The organism is Psychrobacillus sp. FSL W7-1493 (genome assembly GCF_038004905.1).
Lineage (GTDB): Bacteria > Bacillota > Bacilli > Bacillales_A > Planococcaceae > Psychrobacillus.
The window spans coordinates 994,958-1,011,455 of sequence record NZ_JBBOSB010000001.1; the positions used below are offsets into that span (position 1 = coordinate 994,958).

20 protein-coding genes are annotated in these 16,498 nt (G+C 36.9%); 11 read left to right on the top strand and 9 right to left on the bottom strand.

All coding sequences use genetic code 11. The features are described 5' to 3' along the window. Positions 1-3: 3 nt before the first annotated feature. Positions 4-189, bottom strand: coding sequence for a YhzD family protein (locus MKX96_RS04985; protein WP_251556665.1), 186 nt, complete (start codon positions 187-189; stop codon positions 4-6). Positions 190-327: 138 nt separating this feature from the next. Between MKX96_RS04985 and MKX96_RS04990 the strand changes: the two genes are divergently transcribed. The 6 genes from MKX96_RS04990 to yhaM all read left to right on the top strand — a co-directional run bounded on the left by MKX96_RS04990 (position 328) and on the right by yhaM (position 5,998). Continuing rightward, positions 328-528 (top strand): helix-turn-helix transcriptional regulator, encoded by a 201-nt coding sequence (locus tag MKX96_RS04990; RefSeq protein WP_169361391.1) that lies wholly within the window; start codon positions 328-330, stop codon positions 526-528. Beyond that, on the top strand, positions 529-840 hold the full coding sequence (locus tag MKX96_RS04995) for a DUF3796 domain-containing protein (RefSeq protein ID WP_340882446.1): 312 nt from the start codon (positions 529-531) through the stop codon (positions 838-840). Between the two features lie 15 nt (positions 841-855). Beyond that, entirely contained in the window at positions 856-1,044 is a 189-nt protein-coding gene (locus MKX96_RS05000) for a hypothetical protein (RefSeq protein WP_340882449.1), read from the top strand. Positions 1,045-1,134: 90 nt separating this feature from the next. Beyond that, positions 1,135-2,340: a metallophosphoesterase family protein gene (locus MKX96_RS05005; protein ID WP_340882451.1), complete on the top strand. Its 1,206-nt coding sequence runs from the start codon at positions 1,135-1,137 to the stop codon at positions 2,338-2,340. A gap of 5 nt (positions 2,341-2,345) precedes the next feature. Continuing rightward, positions 2,346-5,063, top strand: a complete 2,718-nt coding sequence (locus tag MKX96_RS05010) for an ATP-binding protein (RefSeq protein ID WP_340882453.1) — start codon at positions 2,346-2,348, stop codon at positions 5,061-5,063. Continuing rightward, entirely contained in the window at positions 5,060-5,998 is a 939-nt protein-coding gene (gene yhaM, locus MKX96_RS05015) for a 3'-5' exoribonuclease YhaM (protein ID WP_340882455.1), read from the top strand. Before MKX96_RS05010 ends, yhaM begins: the two co-directional genes overlap by 4 nt. A gap of 112 nt (positions 5,999-6,110) precedes the next feature. On the opposite strand, the gene MKX96_RS05020 is transcribed toward yhaM, so the two are convergent. Then, on the bottom strand, positions 6,111-7,046 hold the full coding sequence (locus tag MKX96_RS05020) for a peptidylprolyl isomerase (RefSeq protein ID WP_340882458.1): 936 nt from the start codon (positions 7,044-7,046) through the stop codon (positions 6,111-6,113). A 139-nt stretch (positions 7,047-7,185) separates the two neighbouring features. On the opposite strand from MKX96_RS05020, the gene MKX96_RS05025 reads away from it, so the two are divergent. Then, on the top strand, positions 7,186-7,296 hold the full coding sequence (locus MKX96_RS05025) for a YjcZ family sporulation protein (protein WP_340882460.1): 111 nt from the start codon (positions 7,186-7,188) through the stop codon (positions 7,294-7,296). A 98-nt stretch (positions 7,297-7,394) separates the two neighbouring features. Here MKX96_RS05025 and MKX96_RS05030 read toward each other — a convergent pair whose 3' ends face one another. The 6 genes from MKX96_RS05030 to MKX96_RS05055 all read right to left on the bottom strand — a co-directional run bounded on the left by MKX96_RS05030 (position 7,395) and on the right by MKX96_RS05055 (position 10,880). Next, positions 7,395-7,580 carry a hypothetical protein gene (locus MKX96_RS05030; protein WP_090570160.1) on the bottom strand — a complete coding sequence of 62 codons (186 nt, stop codon included), beginning with the start codon at positions 7,578-7,580 and terminating at the stop codon, positions 7,395-7,397. 68 nt (positions 7,581-7,648) lie between these two features. After that, the gene (locus tag MKX96_RS05035) at positions 7,649-8,194 is read right to left on the bottom strand and encodes a DUF3267 domain-containing protein (protein ID WP_340882462.1); all 546 of its coding nucleotides are present in this window, start codon (positions 8,192-8,194) and stop codon (positions 7,649-7,651) included. A 121-nt stretch (positions 8,195-8,315) separates the two neighbouring features. After that, positions 8,316-8,849 (bottom strand): HTH-type transcriptional regulator Hpr, encoded by a 534-nt coding sequence (locus MKX96_RS05040; protein WP_340882464.1) that lies wholly within the window; start codon positions 8,847-8,849, stop codon positions 8,316-8,318. A gap of 282 nt (positions 8,850-9,131) precedes the next feature. Next, positions 9,132-9,509, bottom strand: a complete 378-nt coding sequence (locus tag MKX96_RS05045) for a YtxH domain-containing protein (protein ID WP_340882466.1) — start codon at positions 9,507-9,509, stop codon at positions 9,132-9,134. A 306-nt stretch (positions 9,510-9,815) separates the two neighbouring features. Continuing rightward, entirely contained in the window at positions 9,816-10,340 is a 525-nt protein-coding gene (locus MKX96_RS05050; RefSeq protein WP_340882467.1) for a tryptophan transporter, read from the bottom strand. A gap of 111 nt (positions 10,341-10,451) precedes the next feature. Continuing rightward, positions 10,452-10,880: an HIT family protein gene (locus MKX96_RS05055; protein WP_340882468.1), complete on the bottom strand. Its 429-nt coding sequence runs from the start codon at positions 10,878-10,880 to the stop codon at positions 10,452-10,454. A 155-nt stretch (positions 10,881-11,035) separates the two neighbouring features. Between MKX96_RS05055 and MKX96_RS05060 the strand changes: the two genes are divergently transcribed. Next, the gene (locus MKX96_RS05060; RefSeq protein ID WP_340882469.1) at positions 11,036-11,776 is read left to right on the top strand and encodes an ABC transporter ATP-binding protein; all 741 of its coding nucleotides are present in this window, start codon (positions 11,036-11,038) and stop codon (positions 11,774-11,776) included. Then, positions 11,769-12,965 carry an ABC transporter permease gene (locus MKX96_RS05065; RefSeq protein WP_340882471.1) on the top strand — a complete coding sequence of 399 codons (1,197 nt, stop codon included), beginning with the start codon at positions 11,769-11,771 and terminating at the stop codon, positions 12,963-12,965. Before MKX96_RS05060 ends, MKX96_RS05065 begins: the two co-directional genes overlap by 8 nt. Positions 12,966-13,709: 744 nt before the next feature. Here the strand turns inward: MKX96_RS05065 and MKX96_RS05070 are convergent. Next, entirely contained in the window at positions 13,710-14,198 is a 489-nt protein-coding gene (locus MKX96_RS05070) for an antibiotic biosynthesis monooxygenase family protein (protein WP_169360274.1), read from the bottom strand. A gap of 292 nt (positions 14,199-14,490) precedes the next feature. On the opposite strand from MKX96_RS05070, the gene hemE reads away from it, so the two are divergent. After that, the gene (hemE, locus tag MKX96_RS05075) at positions 14,491-15,543 is read left to right on the top strand and encodes a uroporphyrinogen decarboxylase (RefSeq protein WP_340882473.1); all 1,053 of its coding nucleotides are present in this window, start codon (positions 14,491-14,493) and stop codon (positions 15,541-15,543) included. Positions 15,544-15,565: 22 nt separating this feature from the next. Continuing rightward, on the top strand, positions 15,566-16,495 hold the full coding sequence (hemH, locus tag MKX96_RS05080; RefSeq protein WP_340882475.1) for a ferrochelatase: 930 nt from the start codon (positions 15,566-15,568) through the stop codon (positions 16,493-16,495). Positions 16,496-16,498: the final 3 nt, after the last annotated feature.

The window sequence follows — 16,498 nt, forward strand, 5'->3', positions numbered from 1 at the left end:
ATATTACACATGAAACAATATTAGCTTGCCGGAGCTATTTACAAGGCGATGTGTTTTATTACCATAGCCCTTTTCGTTAATTGCTTCTTCACCTTGTTTTTTTGCTGCTTCGTCGTTTTCGTAATTCCATGTTTCCTCAATGATCAGTTCCCCTGTTGGTTCAAATGCTGTGAATTTATAGGCTTTCATCTATCATACACCCCTTATGTATTCTTAAAATTCATTATACAACAAAAATTAAAAAATAAAAGTAAAGCCAGCTTGACATCATTTCATAAAGTAAAGTATACTTTACGTAAAGTTAGCTTTACAAAAGGGAGGGTACCGGTGAAAAATTATGTTCGAGATAAGCGAATGGAACTAGGATTGACGCAGGATGAATTATCAGAAAAGCTGGAGGTGTCTCGGCAGACTATCATTTCTTTAGAAAAAGGAAAGTATAATCCATCTATTCAATTGGCTTTTAAGCTTTCCAGGTTATTCAAATGTTATATAGAGGACATTTTCATTTACGAAGGGGACGATTAAATGAATGCAGAATTTGATTGGTTCACGTTTTTAATTGGGTTGCCAACGGGAATAGCAATTTCCGCGATTACTTATTTTATTTCTCGCAAGATTGGTAAGAAAAAAAGACTATTTGATGAACGATATATTCAAGTTCATACAACAGCAAGATCTTATTCCTGGAAAGTCACAACTGCTGCAATATTAATAGCATGGATGATTATTATCATTGTGGAGGGACCAGGACTTGCATTCTTCATAATGACCGGTCTTTGGGTTATACACATAGTCTCTTATGGGGTAGGGGCTGCAGTAGCAGATAAAAATAACTAAAAGGAGGAATAAATCATGACCAAGGCTAAATGGGCACTAGTTGCATCCCTATTTGCTTTAATAGGAATGCCATTAATTTTCTTAGGAATTTCAATATATACAGGACAGTGGTATTACTTCCTCTTTAGTCTACCAGCGGGGTTGACAGCAGGAATAACTGGTTTAGTGACATCTCTTGTACAAATACAATTGGAAAAGCAATAAAAGTAGGGCTATCACACATTTATTTGTGTATAGCCTTTTCTATATGATAAAATAAGAACAAATATTCTATTTTTAGTGAGGTGTAGTAGGATGGCAGCTATTCGTTTTTTACATGTGGCAGATTTACATTTGGACAGTCCCTTTAAAGGTCTTTCATCTATCCCTAAAAATAGGTGGCAGGAAATCAGAGAAAGCACGTTCCATGCCTTTGAAAATATTATTCAGTATGCAGTTACGGCTAAGCCAGACTTTGTCCTAATAGCAGGAGATATATACGATGGTGAAAATCGGAGCTTGAGAGCCCAGCATTTATTTCAAAGGGGAATGGAAGCTCTTCGAGAAGTCGGGATACCGGTTTTTATTTGCCATGGGAATCATGATCATTTAAGTGGGAGCTGGGTGCGTTTCCAGTTACCTGAAAATGTACAGGTGTTTGGCCAAGACGTAGAGACTAAAACAATTGCTGTCCAAGGAAATCAAGTCCATATTTCTGGCTTTAGCTATAAGGAACGCCATATTCGAGAGGCGATGCATTCCTATTATCCGAATGCGAGTGGTCAAGACTACCATATCGGAATGCTACATGGAAGCGTAGAGGGAGACAAAGAGCATGATGTGTATGCTCCGTTTCGTCAAAGTGATTTAATCGGTAAGGGGTATGATTACTGGGCGCTTGGACATATTCACAAGCGACAGGTGTTACATATGGACCCTGCTATTGTTTATCCAGGTAATATTCAAAGCCGCCATCGCAATGAAAGAGGTAAGAAAGGGTTTTATGAGGTAACTCTCTCCAAAGATAAAACGGACCTACAATTTGTTCCATGTAGTATGTTTATATACGATCAGTTAGAGGTTTCTTGTAAGAATATTATCCATGCCAATGAATTGATAACCCTTGTGGAGCAGGGGCTAAAGGATTATGTGGAACAAAACGGAAACGCTATAGTAGAGCTTACGCTTTCCGATATCTCAGAAGAGACTTTTGAAATGCTGGATGCCTCATCGAGGGAGGAGTGGCTTGCTATTTTTCAGGAATCTCTAGACAAGCATAATCCATTTATTCTCCTTAAGGATTTAACTATTAACCTACCAGCTAGTCAGTTAAACGAAGCACTTATACTTTCGGAAATATGGGAAGGGTGGGATTCCGCCGAATGGAAGCTTGCCGTAAAAGAATTATATCAGCATCCAAAAGGTAGTCGATATCTACCAAGCATTGACGAGCATTTCATTGAAGAGGTCAAAGAAGAATCAAAACAATTGCTGAACAAGGCTGTATCGAGGGGAGTGTAGAGGGTATGAAAATAGAAAAGCTCCACATATATGGCTTTGGAAAACATGAAAATCTAGAAGTTAATGTACATGGTGGGATTAACGTATTCTATGGAGAAAATGAAGCAGGGAAGTCCACGATTCAACAATTTATACTTCACATCCTTTTTGGCTTCCCACAACGAAATTCACAGCTGTTAAGATATGAGCCTAGAAGTAATGCCACCTATGGAGGTAAAATACAAATTCTAACGGACGATGGCAGTAGAGTTTTCATCGAGAGAGTAAAAGGGAAGGCAAGTGGAGATGTTACCTTATATTTTGAGGATGGGACTCGTGGAGGAGAAAAGGAGCTTGGGACAATATTGAATGCTTATAGTCGAGCTGACTATGAGGCAATCTTTTCATTTTCTTTACTTCAGCTACAAGGATTTGAAAAAATGACGGAGGAAGAGCTGACACGTACTTTACTTTCTTCTGGGACTACAGGAATGGACACGTTATCTAGTGTTGAAATGCAGTTTGCAAAAGAAATGGGAGAGCTATATAAGCCTACTGGACGAAAGCCCTTCATCAATCAAAAAATGGAGGAGATACGACAGCTTGAGACCGCTTGGAAGGCACAAATGGACCAAGTGGAAAAGTACGAACCCTCCATCAAGCGTTTAAATGAGATTGAAAGTATCTTAAAAGAATCGGTAGAACGTGAGAAAGAGCTAGCGGACCAACTTCAGAGTTATTCCCATTGGAAGCAATTAAAACCGTTAAAAATAGCGGAAAATGAGCTTTTAGAGAAATTGGATAAGCTACCAAGTCATTCATTTCCTCCGGAAGGTCTTCGACGATATGAGGCTGTTAAGGACAAGCAGACCAATACTCAAATAGCGGTAGAACAATTTAAGCATGAGCTGCAGTCAATTGTTCATAGTAGTGAAGCAATAACTCCAGAAAATCTAGAGGAAATCCAAGGTTTTTTAAGCCAGGAATCCCAATGGCATCAATTACGTGCAAAACGAGTCCAGTTAGAAGAGGAGCATAGTAAAATTCTCCAGCAGCAAATGCAAGAGCTTAGCCTAGTTGGAATTGATTGGGAAAGTAGCTTAAATGATATAGTGACAGCTGATGTATCAATCCAGCAGGAGGACCGGCTGGTGACGATGCTTAACCAACAAGAGCAGCTTAATCAGCAATTTCAACAAGAAGAACGTTTGCTAAACCTGAAAATGCAGGATGTCGAGCAGCTAGAAAAACGGCTACGTGAATCTAAACGTTCACGTAATTCATCTAAGGGTCAGAGTAACACAAAAGGTATTATATTTTCATTAGTAGGATTTGTACTGATGGTTGGGTTAATCTTTAGTGTTCTTGCATCCAATTGGCTAATTGCGCTCCTTACAGTAATTATAAGTGCTGGGATATATAGCGGGTTTACCTTGCTCATCAAAGGTCTTCAAAAAGATAATGAGGCTCATCAATATACAGACCTATTAGAGGACGAATTAAGAAGTCTTAAGGATCAAATTATGCGTCTAGAGGGTGTTGTCTTAGAAATTGAACACCAAAAGAAGGAATGTAAGCATAAAATTTATGACTTTTTAAGAACTTATCATATTGATGAGGAATTATCCCCAAGCTTACTGCCTGAGTTATTTACCCGGTTAAGGCTTATTCAAAATCAACAAATCCAACTTGACCAGATGGAAGGTAAGCTCGAGGAAGTCAGTAAAAATTTAAGGGACTTGGAACGCAGAGCACAGTCCTTAGTGAAATCCCAGTTAGTAAATGATATTTTATTTCATCAGCTCAGAGAAATTTATTTGAAAGAAAAGAAAAGGCTTGAAGAAGAGCAGAGTACTCTTAGTAAAATAACAAAGCTACAAGAAAAGTTAAATGAACTAGAATTGTTATTAAACGCTCAGGAACAGCAGATTACTATGCTGTTTAAGGAAGCGGGAGTTTCAACAGAAAGTGATTTTTACCAAGCACATGTAGTTTCTCAAGCTAGAGCGGCACTAGAAAAAGAATTAGAGCACGTGAGAATGCAATTAGGCGATCGGCAAGTAAACATAAATGATTTTGAAGAAGGCTTTGAAAGAACAGTAAGAGAAACTCTAGAGGCGATGAAAGAAAAAAGTCATATTCTTTTAGAAGAAAAAGCAACCTTACTTTATGAAACGAGTCGCTTACTCGAGAATGAGGAACAAAGTCAAAAATTACAGCAATTAGAAGAGAAAAAATCAGAGCTGTATGAGTTAGTAAAAAAATGGGCTGCTTATAAAACGGTAACAGAAGCAATCAAGCAGACAGTGTTGCAGTTAAAAGAGGAACGACTGCCAGACGTACTTGATAAAGCCAAAAGCTATTTTAGGATCTTAACGAACAAATCCTACGAGCTGTTAGAGTTTACACCCGAGGGCTTATTCGAAGCGGTTAAACCTAGTGGAGAACGATTTCGAATAGCAGAGCTAAGTCAGGCTACGAAGGAGCAAGCGTATATTGCATTAAGAATAGCTTTAGCGGTTTCTTTAAAGAATCGGTTATCCTTTCCTATTATTCTAGATGATCCATTTGTACATTTCGATCGAAACCGGTTAACACAAGTGGTACAATTAATGGAAGAGCTACAAAATGAACATCAATTACTATATTTTACGTGTCATGAGCATATGCGTCTTAGTTTGAATGAGGCTCATATAATAGACGTAGCTACAATACAAGTTGGAAGTGGAGGGGTTTTGAGATGAAGGGAATTACACAGCTACGAGTAGGAGATCCTGTCGATCATTTCTTACTGATAAAACAATCAACTAAAGGTATCACTACAGTTGGAAAACCATTCATGTCTCTTATATTGCAAGATAAAAGTGGAGATATCGAGGCAAAGCTTTGGGATACAAACGAGGAACATGAAAAACAGTATGCTGCTAGTCAAATAGTGCGTGTCGGAGGAGAAATACAAGACTATCGTGGCAAATTTCAGCTACGCGTAAAAAGTATCCGACCTGTGAAAGCAGACGAGACGATAAGTATCAATGATTTAGTCCCATCAGCAGAAAAGCCTAAAGAAGAATTGATGGAGGAATTACTGCAATTTTTCTTCGAGATGAAAAACCCAGTGATACAACGAGTAACACGTCATTTAATGAAAAAGCATCAAACCGCATTTATGACATATCCAGCTGCTACTAAAAATCATCATGACTATGCTTCTGGTTTAATAGATCATGTTGTTTCCATGCTGAAGCTAGGGAAATCCATTAGTGAGCTTTATCCGACTATCAATAAAGATCTTCTATATGCCGGAATTATCTTACATGATATTGGTAAAGTAGTAGAACTTTCAGGTCCTGTTGCTACAACGTATACAATTGAAGGTAACCTTTTAGGACATATCACCATCATGGTGAATGAGATATCTAAAGCAGCAGAAGAGCTTCAAATTGAAGGAGAGGAAATAATGCTTCTTCAACATATGGTGCTTTCTCATCATGGAAAAGAGGAATGGGGTAGTCCTAAGCGACCGATGTTAAAAGAAGCTGAAATCCTTCATTATATCGATAATATTGATGCGAAGATGAATATGCTTAATCGAGCATTAGCTAAAACTAACCCGGGTGAGTTTACTGAGCGTCTTTTCGCTTTAGAAAATCGTTCCTTCTATAAACCTACTTTTGAATAGCTAGAAAAAACGTAAAGGTCAAATAGACCTTTACGTTTTTTTATATGGCCAGCTAAAAGATAAAAAGAGACCGCAATATAGTTACGGTCTCTTTAGTCAAAACGATATCTAATTATTTTTCAGTTTCTTCAGTCGTTGCATCTTCTTCAGTTACTGGTTGCTCTGTAGAACCTGCAGCGTCTCCTGCAGCTAAAAATTCATCAAGTGCTTTTTCTAAATCTTTATCTTTGATGTCAACTTTTGCATCTTTCAACAATTTAGAAATTTTAGGTAGTAATGCAGCTTGATCTGCTTTTTCAAGTTTTAAGTTTTTCTCTAACTCTGCTTTTTTGTCATCATACGACTCTTTAACTTCACGCTTGTCCGTAACTTCGATAACGTGGAATCCAAAGCTAGATTGAACTGGCTCACTGATTACGTTAGGCTCTAAGGCGAATGCCGCTTCTTCAAATTCTGCAGCCATTGCACCTTTACCAAACCAACCTAATTCTCCACCACTTTCTTGTGCAGCTGGTTCTGTGGAATAAGCTTTTGCCACTTCTGCAAAATCTTTTCCGGATTCTAATTCAGCTTTAACTTTCTTAGCCGTTTCTTCATCCTCTACAAGCACGTGGCGTGCATTAATTTCATTTTTCGTATTTTCATATTCAGCCTTAATTTCATCTTCTGAAACTTCTACATCTTCAATAAGAGCAGCTTCTTGTAGAAGGTTAAGACGTAAATACTTTTTGTAGGATTCTTCTGTGTATCCTTGTTGTGCAAGCAATGTTTCAAAGTTTTCCCCAAGTTGTTCTTTATCTGCTTTTAGCTGAGCATCTACTTGTTTGTCGGTAACATCGTACTTAGAGTCTAAAACTTTTTCAATCATAAGAAGTTGAAAAGCTTGATCTCCAATAGAAGCCTTCATTTCTTCATATAAATCATTTTGTGTGATGTCGCCTACTTTAGAGGATGCAATTACTTTGCTGCTATCCGCTGAATCGTCACTACAAGCCCCTAATGCAAGAACTGATGCTGCTAACGTTAATGATAAAACTGTTTTTTTCATACAAATCTCTCCTAACTTCATCGTGCTGCAAGTGTAACTATACCATAAACGAAATAAAAACAAAAATGGTTCCCGTTCATCTGCCCACCATATTTGGAAACCACCGCATAAGATAAATTAGAAAGAGGAGGTGTTCTAAATGGGTGGACAATATAACTACGGCGGAGGCACTGGAGCTGGTTCTGGCTTCGCTTTATTGGTAGTTCTGTTTATTCTTTTGATTATCGTTGGCGCTGCTTTCATCTACTAACGTAATCAACGACTAAGATCACTCAGGTGCTCTTAGTCACTCTAAGTCTAAAAAAGAAATGACCCAATCATTTAAATGATTTGGGTCTATTTTTTCTATTAAACTGCGTAAACTAACTCAACATAGAAAGATACAAGAAGAATCGTAATTAATATATTAATGGTTCTAAAAATCTTAGGATGTTTTTCTTCTGGGATTTCTTTTGACATTACAAGTGCATATGTCATTCGATTAATTTGTAGCAAGTAAAATGCTGAGAATAGAACTAAAGTAAATATGATCATGTCTAAACTCCCTTCATGTACACTAAGCATATCAAATTAGGGGTATTAGTTACAAGTGTAACATATTGCTAATGATGGGAAGCGACGATTAAAATTTGATAACCAGCGTCTGTTTCTTCGACAAAAGCACTTCTAGGTGACTTACTTAAATTCTTTACATAGATCAGGTCTATCAAGCACATACCGCAATGATAGGCTAAGAGCATAATGAAGTAATGAGCAAAATGTGGCGCCACAAGAGCACCTATTAGAATAGCAGCGTTAATAAAAATAAAAGGTGAAAGCAACGAAAATATAAACTGATATTTATTTATTGGTTCACAGACTTTTATGGAAACTATCGGAAGAAAACCATAACGTCTGTTGAGAGTTACTTTTATATGTTTACGAATCGTAAATAACGGAAGAAAATGAAACAACTTGTGAAGTGGATATACCATTATCATACCAATCGCAAATAGCCAAAAGAAGTCATCAGATTTATGTGAGTCATTAATAGTTCCTTGTAAAGCATAGACAATTGAAAAAACGGACATAACTAGTATGGAAGATAGGAAAAATAGCCGTTCCATACCATATTGTTTTTTGACATTAATAGTTTTCCAACAATGCAAGATTGATGCATCTCCTATATAGTAAAATATATTTCAGATACATACAATACGATGTTTCTATATAAAATACAAGCTTATTAATTGTAAAGATTTATAGAACGCTTACATTGCTGATATGACGCTATTCTGCCTTTGTAAAAGACTCATCAATGTTTTGAATAGAACGTTCGAATATTTCCATGAAGTCGTCACCATAAATATTGCGAATAACTGCCATAACATCCATGAATTCTGGAAACCTGCCGTACAAATCTTTCATTGGACGAGACCCTTCAATAACAGAATGGGGAGTTTGGTGGTAATTCTCATACATTTCCTCTAAAAGTAATTGACCTTTTTCCGTAACGTCTACATAAGTGTTGCGCTTGTCTGTGTCTCGTTTAGAGAAAGAAAGCAATCCACGCTCCTCGAGTTTCTTAGAGAAATTAAAGGCTGTAGAAACATGCATAACTCCAAATTTGGCTACATCTGAAATGGTAGCACCTTTTAAATGATAGGATATCCATAAAATATGGTGTTCATTAATATTAAGGTCATAGGGCTTAATCCACGTTTGCCAATCTTTTTCTACTGCCTTCCAAAGAGCCTTTGAAAGTTGAGCGATTCGCTGACTATATAGCATTGCTTCCTTCATCGTATAAAATTGATCAGTCATCTCGTATGCCTTCTTTCTGGTATATAATCTTAACACATTATAGCAATAAAGTAAGAAAATTGAAATAAAATATTTGAAAATATTATTAATTTTATAATAATTTATTTTATTTCAAGATTAGTCCAGTTAGACATAATTTCCTATAACGATAAGTATAGACACCTATAGTTAGTCTAGCAAGCTATTCATATAGATATATTTTAGAATAATTGAAACATTCAAAAATATGTAGGTTTAAAAAAAGTATGCCTTTAATCTAAAAGACTAAACGCATACTTTTGGTTAGTTAGTAACTATAACTTCTTTTTTCTTAGGAAGTGCTTGTTCAAGCTCATCAATAGCTGTTTGGATGGATGAAATCTCATTTTGTAATTGTTGTTGGAGAGGGGCTGTGTCGCTTTGCCACTTTTCAACGCTTTCTTTCAAGTCTTTGACTGTTCGTGGAATCATAACCTGTGATTCTGCCTTTAAGCTTTGTATCGATACCTTCACTTTTCGTAGCTGATCGTTGATATCGGAAAGCTTGTCTTTGTAGTCAGCAGATACCGCTTTAATATTTTCCCTAACTTCTGGACCACTTTTAGGGGTGGATAAAAGTACAGTAGTCGCACCTGTTAACGCTCCAAGAGCTACACCAATTAATAATTGTGATACTTTCATGCAAATCACTCCTTATATGTATATATTATTCCTTTCCTTTCCATTATTAAAACATAATATTCAATACAAAAAAAGCTTTCCTCATAAAAGGAAAGCTTTTTCATTGTTTAGGAATTATAAAAATATAGACCTGTGGATAAATTAATGGCAAGCTCCACCGCCTTGCCCCTCGGGGTCAAATGGGAAAATACTGCTCCTGCGCAAGCTCGTCGCAAACAAGAGCGTTTGCGGTGGCTGAGGAACTGCCTCCTCGCCTTTCCTCATTTGCCTGTCGGGGCAGACACAGGCGCTTGCGCTTTTCTTGTGTTAAATGGTAAGTGCTGTATTAAAATTAGAGCGTTTCACAAGTTTTACGACAATTGGATAAATGATAAAAAATGCTATGCCATTTATAAGTATTGCTGGTAAAACGACTATTAGGAAGAGTTCTGTAAATACAGCGCCTGCATTAAATATGAAAATAGCGGTGGATAGGAAAACAGTTCCTGATATTAGAGTGCCAACGCAAGTTAAAACGACTGCTACGGCCAATTTGTTAGCTAATTTATTTAACACAATAACTAGTCCAAAGAAAACAAATGCAGTAATTGTTTTATCAATTATATTTGGAACAAAGCCACCAGGGAAGGTCGAAAATAATCCTGAAATTATTCCTGTGGATAATCCTAGTAAAAATACACTTTTGACCTCAGGAAATAATAGTATTCCAATAAACATCATGGTCAACATAAAATCTGGCTTCATACCCCCGTTAATGCCGGGAATAATAATGTAAAGCACTGCTCCTACACCAACTAGTAAAGACATTAGTACAAGATTTTTCGTATTCATTTCTCATCTCTCCTCAACTTTTCTCAGGCTGTTTAGTTCTCCTAACGTATCCTCATGATCGTTAGCAAGAAACTTATTATAGATTGTAAATCTTTTTCCTTTTAAAAGCAATTAGTTGGCAGATAATTTATTTGACAGTTCTTTTGCCAATTCCTGAATCATGTCGGATGAATAGGTTTTTTCCTTTGTATTCCAAGTGAGCTTCAGTCCATCGGTTTGATCGTAGCGTGGAATAAAATGCAAATGGAAATGGAAAACGCTTTGTCCAGCAGGGGCACCGTTATTATTTAATAGGTTCATCCCAACAGGTCCAAACGTATCTTTTAATGCAGACGCAATTTTGGGAACTACCTTAAATAAATTGCTAGCCTCTTCTTCGCTTAAGTCATATACATTTTCCTTGTGGGATTTAGGAATGATTAAAGTATGTCCCTTTGTCAGAGGCATAATATCCATAAAAGCATACACATGTTCATCCTCATAAATTTTAGCACTAGGGATAGAGCCATCGATTATTTTACAAAAAATACAGTTACTCATGAAAAAACCTCCTATTCATTATTAGGATGAGTTTAACATATAATAGGACAAGTTTGTTTTTCTTTTTAACAATTTGAGAGATAGAAATGAAATGACAGAAGATTTTTAAGGCAGGCTTTGGTAAAATTATAATTAAGAAGAAGTGAGGTGTAGAAATGACTGTATTAGAAGTAAAAAATGTAACAGGTGGATATACAAGAAAGCCTGTATTGCATGATTTGGACTTTTCTATTGGTAAAGGAGAGCTTGTGGGTTTAATCGGGCTGAATGGTGCTGGGAAAAGTACAACGATCAAGCATATTATTGGAACAATGAATGCCGCAAACGGGGAAATTCTACTAAACGGAAAGACGTTAAAGGACGACCCAGCAATATATCGCTCTTCTTTTTCTTATATACCAGAAACGCCGGTATTATATGACGAGTTAACGTTAAATGAACATTTAGAGCTTACGGCTATGGCCTACAATTTGGACAAGGATGTATTTGAGGCAAGAAAAACTTCCCTATTAAAAGAGTTTCGTATGGAAAAACGATTAAACTGGTTTCCAACTCATTTTTCTAAGGGAATGCGTCAAAAAGTGATGATTATGTGTGCATTTTTAGTGAGTCCATCCCTATACATTATTGATGAACCGTTTGTAGGTCTAGACCCTTTAGGGATTCAATCACTACTGGATCAGATGAAAGCAAGAAAGGATGAGGGGGCTTCTGTCCTCATGTCGACACATATTCTATCAACAGCTGAACGATATTGTGATCGCATACTTCTTTTGCATAATGGGAAAATTCGTGCACAAGGAACGATGACGGACTTACGAGCAGCATTTAACATGCCATATGCTACATTAGATGATCTTTACATCGAAATGACAAAGGAACAACAAGATGAATAATTTGCGTGAAGTATGGAGTAAGCGATTTGTCTTCTATATAAATGAGCTCCAGAAATATATGAAATTTATTGTTTCTGGTCATTTGGCTATTGTTATCGTATTTGCGATTGGCGCGCTAGGCTATACGTATAGTGGATGGCTAAACACAGCTCCTAAGGATTTTCCCGCATATTTGGTAGTTGCGTTTATCTTAAGTATCTTAGTTACATTGAGCACACCTGTTACTCTGTTAAAAAATGCAGACAGTGTGTATTTTTTGCCGTTAGAAACAAAGCTAGGGGAATATCTACGACTTGCACTTCGTTGGACCTATTTCTCTTCAATAGTAGTCACCTTGGCTGCATATGTTGTGGCAATTCCTTTACTTACAAGAGTAGCTGGTAGTACAAGAGAAGAAATTATTGCTCTATTGATATTTTTATTAGTATTAAAGTATTGGAGCATCCATACGGAGTTCAACTTCCGATGGGCTGCTAATGGAAGAGGCGTATGGGGAGACCGTTTTCTACGCTTTCTACTTGTATTAGTGGCACTGTATTTCCTATTGAATGGAAGCTATTTATTTGTGATCTTAGTAGCTATTGTACAATTTATTTATACAATGGCATGGGTGAAAAAGAAAAAAGAAGTTCCATTTCCATTTGAACACTTTATTATAGTTGAGCAATCTCGTATGATGAGATTTTATCGATTTGCTAATTACTTTACCGACGTTCCACACATTCGTGGAGCAACCAAAAGAAGAAAATGGTTGGATGTATTTTATAAGCTTGCGAGATATGGACAAAAAAATACCCAGCTTTACTTAGTTATGAGGACTTTCATCCGAACTAATGACTTTTTCTATTTGTGGCTGCGTTTAACTGGACTTGCAATCATCGGAGCTGTATTCATTCCGTTCCCAATCGTATCCATAATATTTGCCGCTGCTCTTTCCTTTGCTACAGTTATTCAGATTAAGCATGCACTATTATCAGGATATGAATTTAGAATGGATCTTTTGTTTCCTATTGAAAAGGACGCAAGAAAGCAATCAGTTGCGAGTTTAATTAGGATTCTTCAGTTCATTCAAGCAGCGGCTGTTTTGATAGGAGTTCTAATCCAAGGTGGAAATTCTCCTATCACATTCTTAGTACCAGTAGCAGTGCTAGTAGTGTCAGAACTAACTTTGCGAATGAGTAAAATCTAATTGTTGAAATAAAAAACTGCAAATACACTCAAGTAAATTGAGTAGTTTGCAGTTTTTTAATTTGAAAAAAAAGTATGGAGTAAGTAGGTTGGAGTGCCCCATAAAGAATAGAAAAGCGCCCGTAAATAGGTTCGAAGTGTCCCATAAATCAAAGAATAGCGCCCATAAAGTTAGGAACCGCCCATAAGCAGGCGGAAAGTGTCCCATAAAGTGTAGGAAAGAGCCCATAAAGGTGTGAATCGCCCATAAGCAAGCGGAAAGTGCCCCATAAAGAGTAGGAAAGAGCCCATTTGCAGGTTAGAATTGTCCCATAAATCAAAGAAAAGCGCCCGTAAAGGTGGGAATCGCCCATAAGCAGGCGGAAAGTGTCCCATAAAGAGTAGGAAAAAGCCCATAAGTAGGGGGGAAGTAACCCATAAATCAAAGAAAAGCGCCCATAAAGTTAGGAACCGCCCATAAGCAAGCGGAAAGTGTCCCATATAGAGTATGGAAAGAGCCCATAAACAGGTAAGAAGTGTCCCATAAATCAAAGAAAAGCGCCCGTAAATGTGGGAAACGCCCATAAGCAGCTCGGAAGTGTCCCATTAATCCAACATAAAACTTGAATTAGCAAATGGCATTATCTTCTTTGTGACACTTGTGTATTACAAAAATAGGAATCATTAATTTATTTTTTGTACATATTAAAAATAAGAAAACGCTCAGATTATGAGCGTTTTAGCGTTTGTTAATTAATCTCTATTCTTATTCCTCTTTTGTTTTCGAACGATAGGTCGATATATAAGGTGCACTTGTAAATAGCTGTTGCTTATCTGCGACACTGGTGAAGTCTAGCGCAACAGACTTTTCCCAGATTTCATAGCTATTAGGTCCGTTCCATTCTGATAAGATAATATAAGTATCTGATTTTAAAGGTTTTAAAACGCGTAAAGCTATGAAGCCTGGTTCAGATTCAACAGTTGGAGACAGGTTTGTATATTGATGTTCAAATATTGGTTTACCTTCATCGGATACGGGGATGTGGTGAAGGACAAAATATCCATTTTCATTAAAACTGCCGCGAGATTCTAAAATTTCATAAATACGAGGGACTTGAAAGACGGATTTACCAGTCGTTTCATGAATGAGAACTGAATTTCCTGTTCCATGTAAAATGTATATATTTTCATTGGGATGTTTATCTTTTATGGACTGCATAAACTCAGGTGTTCCGGACGTCATATATAATTTCATTAAACTTCCTCCAGTATAATTTATATTTTGTATTTATATTTTCCCCTAATTTGCAAATTTAAAAACAACCTTTTTTCAGGATGGTTTGAAATCAGGACAAATTTATGACAATTCCCGTTTATAACTATACATTAATTCAAGAAACGTCTATAGTTGAAGCGTATATTGGAAACGGAATGTAATCGTTATCAAAGGCAATTCAAAAGATTTTCTTCAGGCATTGTAGTAAAGTATTATCATGTAATGTATTTAGGTATAAAATAACATGTTATCAAGAAGGGCAGGAAATGAAATGACTACTTTTAACGACACACTTTTACGTGCAGCGCGCGGTGAGAAAGTGGAACATACACCTGTATGGTATATGAGGCAAGCGGGAAGATCGCAACCAGAATATAGAAAAATTAAAGAAAAATATTCTTTAGAACAAATTACCCACGAGCCAGAGCTTTGTGCGTATGTGACACGTCTACCAGTAGAAAACTACAATGTAGATGCGGCTATTCTTTATAAAGACATTGTAACTCCACTTGTAGGAATCGGAGTAGACGTAAAAATAAAATCTGGTGTTGGACCAGTCATTTCAAATCCAATACGTACCGTACAAGATGTGGAAAAACTAGGAGAATTCTCTCCAGAAGACCACGTACCATTTGTTTTAGATACTATAAAATTATTAACGACAGAACAATTAAATGTCCCACTAATTGGTTTTGCAGGTGCTCCATTCACATTAGCAAGCTACATGATTGAGGGTGGACCATCTAGAAGCTATAACAAAACGAAATCATTTATGGTATCTGAGCCACAAGCATGGTTTGCTTTAATGGACAAGCTTGCTGATATGATTATTATTTACATAAAAGCACAAGTTAAAGCTGGAGCTAAGGCCATCCAAATTTTTGACTCTTGGGTTGGGGCATTAAATGTAGAAGATTATCGTATCTTCATCAAACCAATTATGACTCGTATTTTCTCAGAAATACGTGAGACAGGTGTTCCGTTAATTACATTTGGTGTAGGTGCCAGCCACCTAGCAATGGAATGGCATGACCTACCTGTTGATGTTGTGGGGATCGATTGGCGTCTGTCTATCGAGGAAGCTCGTGCAAAAGGGTTAACTAAACCACTAATGGGTAACTTGGATCCATCTTATTTAATTGGGGATTGGGCAGAAATTGAGAAACGTGCAAAATTGATTATTGAACAAGGTGTAGCTCACCCTAGTCATATTTTCAATCTAGGTCACGGCGTGTTCCCAGAAGTTGATCCGGATGTTTTGAAACGCTTAACTTCGTTTATCCATGATTATAGTAGAGAACTTATTGCAGCGAAATCTAACTAAAATAACTTTTGAGGTGACAAAAATGAAGAAAACAATGGGATTATTAGTAATGGCATATGGAACTCCATATGAAGAAGCGGATATTGAACGTTACTATACGCATATTCGTCATGGTCGTAAACCAAGCGAAGAACAATTAGAGGATTTAACTGGTCGCTATAAAGCAATTGGAGGAATTTCTCCGCTAGCTAAAATCACAGAAAACCAAGCAAAAGGTCTTTGCGAACGTTTAAATGAAGTACAAGATGATATTGAATTTAAGTTATATATTGGCTTAAAGCATATCGAACCTTTCTTAGAGGATGCAGTGGCAGAAATGCATAAGGATGGAATCACGGAAGCCGTTTCCATCGTATTGGCTCCACATTTCTCAACATTCTCGATTAAATCATATAATGGACGTATCAAAGAAGAGGCTGATAAACTAGGCAACCTTAAAATAACTTCTGTAGAAAGCTGGTATACAGAGCCTAAGTTCATCCAGTATTGGAGTAATAAAGTAAGTGAAGCATTTTCAGCAATGTCAGAAGAGCAACGTGAAAAAGCCTGCTTAATCGTTTCTGCTCACTCTTTACCTGAAAAAATTAAAACTTTGGGAGATCCATATGAGGATCAACTAAAAGAAACAGCAGATTTAATCGCTGAGGCTGCTGGTGTAAAAAATTATGCAGTAGGCTGGCAAAGTGCTGGTCAAACTCCTGAACCATGGATTGGACCAGATGTACAAGACTTGACTCATGATTTACACAAAGAAAAAGGCTACACAACATTCGTTTATACTCCAGTAGGATTTGTTTCAGAGCATTTAGAAGTTCTTTACGATAACGATTACGAATGTAAAGTGGTTTGTGATGAAATCGGTGCTACTTATGTGCGTCCTGCTATGCCAAACGACCAGCCTCAATTTATTGATGCTATGGCGGACGTAGTGATGAAGCATTTAAAAGCTTAACAA

Excerpts from the sequence above, each read along its gene's own strand:
- MKX96_RS04985 (WP_251556665.1), bottom strand. The coding sequence starts at position 189 with ATGAAAGCCTATAAATTCACAGCATTTGAACCAACAGGGGAACTGATC.
- MKX96_RS04995 (WP_340882446.1), top strand. The coding sequence starts at position 529 with ATGAATGCAGAATTTGATTGGTTCACGTTTTTAATTGGGTTGCCAACG.
- MKX96_RS05000 (WP_340882449.1), top strand. The coding sequence starts at position 856 with ATGACCAAGGCTAAATGGGCACTAGTTGCATCCCTATTTGCTTTAATA.
- MKX96_RS05005 (WP_340882451.1), top strand. The coding sequence starts at position 1,135 with ATGGCAGCTATTCGTTTTTTACATGTGGCAGATTTACATTTGGACAGT.
- MKX96_RS05010 (WP_340882453.1), top strand. The coding sequence starts at position 2,346 with ATGAAAATAGAAAAGCTCCACATATATGGCTTTGGAAAACATGAAAAT.
- yhaM (WP_340882455.1), top strand. The coding sequence starts at position 5,060 with ATGAAGGGAATTACACAGCTACGAGTAGGAGATCCTGTCGATCATTTC.
- MKX96_RS05020 (WP_340882458.1), bottom strand. The coding sequence starts at position 7,046 with ATGAAAAAAACAGTTTTATCATTAACGTTAGCAGCATCAGTTCTTGCA.
- MKX96_RS05025 (WP_340882460.1), top strand. The coding sequence starts at position 7,186 with ATGGGTGGACAATATAACTACGGCGGAGGCACTGGAGCTGGTTCTGGC.
- MKX96_RS05030 (WP_090570160.1), bottom strand. The coding sequence starts at position 7,580 with ATGATCATATTTACTTTAGTTCTATTCTCAGCATTTTACTTGCTACAA.
- MKX96_RS05040 (WP_340882464.1), bottom strand. The coding sequence starts at position 8,849 with ATGACTGATCAATTTTATACGATGAAGGAAGCAATGCTATATAGTCAG.
- MKX96_RS05045 (WP_340882466.1), bottom strand. The coding sequence starts at position 9,509 with ATGAAAGTATCACAATTATTAATTGGTGTAGCTCTTGGAGCGTTAACA.
- MKX96_RS05050 (WP_340882467.1), bottom strand. The coding sequence starts at position 10,340 with ATGAATACGAAAAATCTTGTACTAATGTCTTTACTAGTTGGTGTAGGA.
- MKX96_RS05055 (WP_340882468.1), bottom strand. The coding sequence starts at position 10,880 with ATGAGTAACTGTATTTTTTGTAAAATAATCGATGGCTCTATCCCTAGT.
- MKX96_RS05060 (WP_340882469.1), top strand. The coding sequence starts at position 11,036 with ATGACTGTATTAGAAGTAAAAAATGTAACAGGTGGATATACAAGAAAG.
- MKX96_RS05065 (WP_340882471.1), top strand. The coding sequence starts at position 11,769 with ATGAATAATTTGCGTGAAGTATGGAGTAAGCGATTTGTCTTCTATATA.
- MKX96_RS05070 (WP_169360274.1), bottom strand. The coding sequence starts at position 14,198 with ATGAAATTATATATGACGTCCGGAACACCTGAGTTTATGCAGTCCATA.
- hemE (WP_340882473.1), top strand. The coding sequence starts at position 14,491 with ATGACTACTTTTAACGACACACTTTTACGTGCAGCGCGCGGTGAGAAA.
- hemH (WP_340882475.1), top strand. The coding sequence starts at position 15,566 with ATGAAGAAAACAATGGGATTATTAGTAATGGCATATGGAACTCCATAT.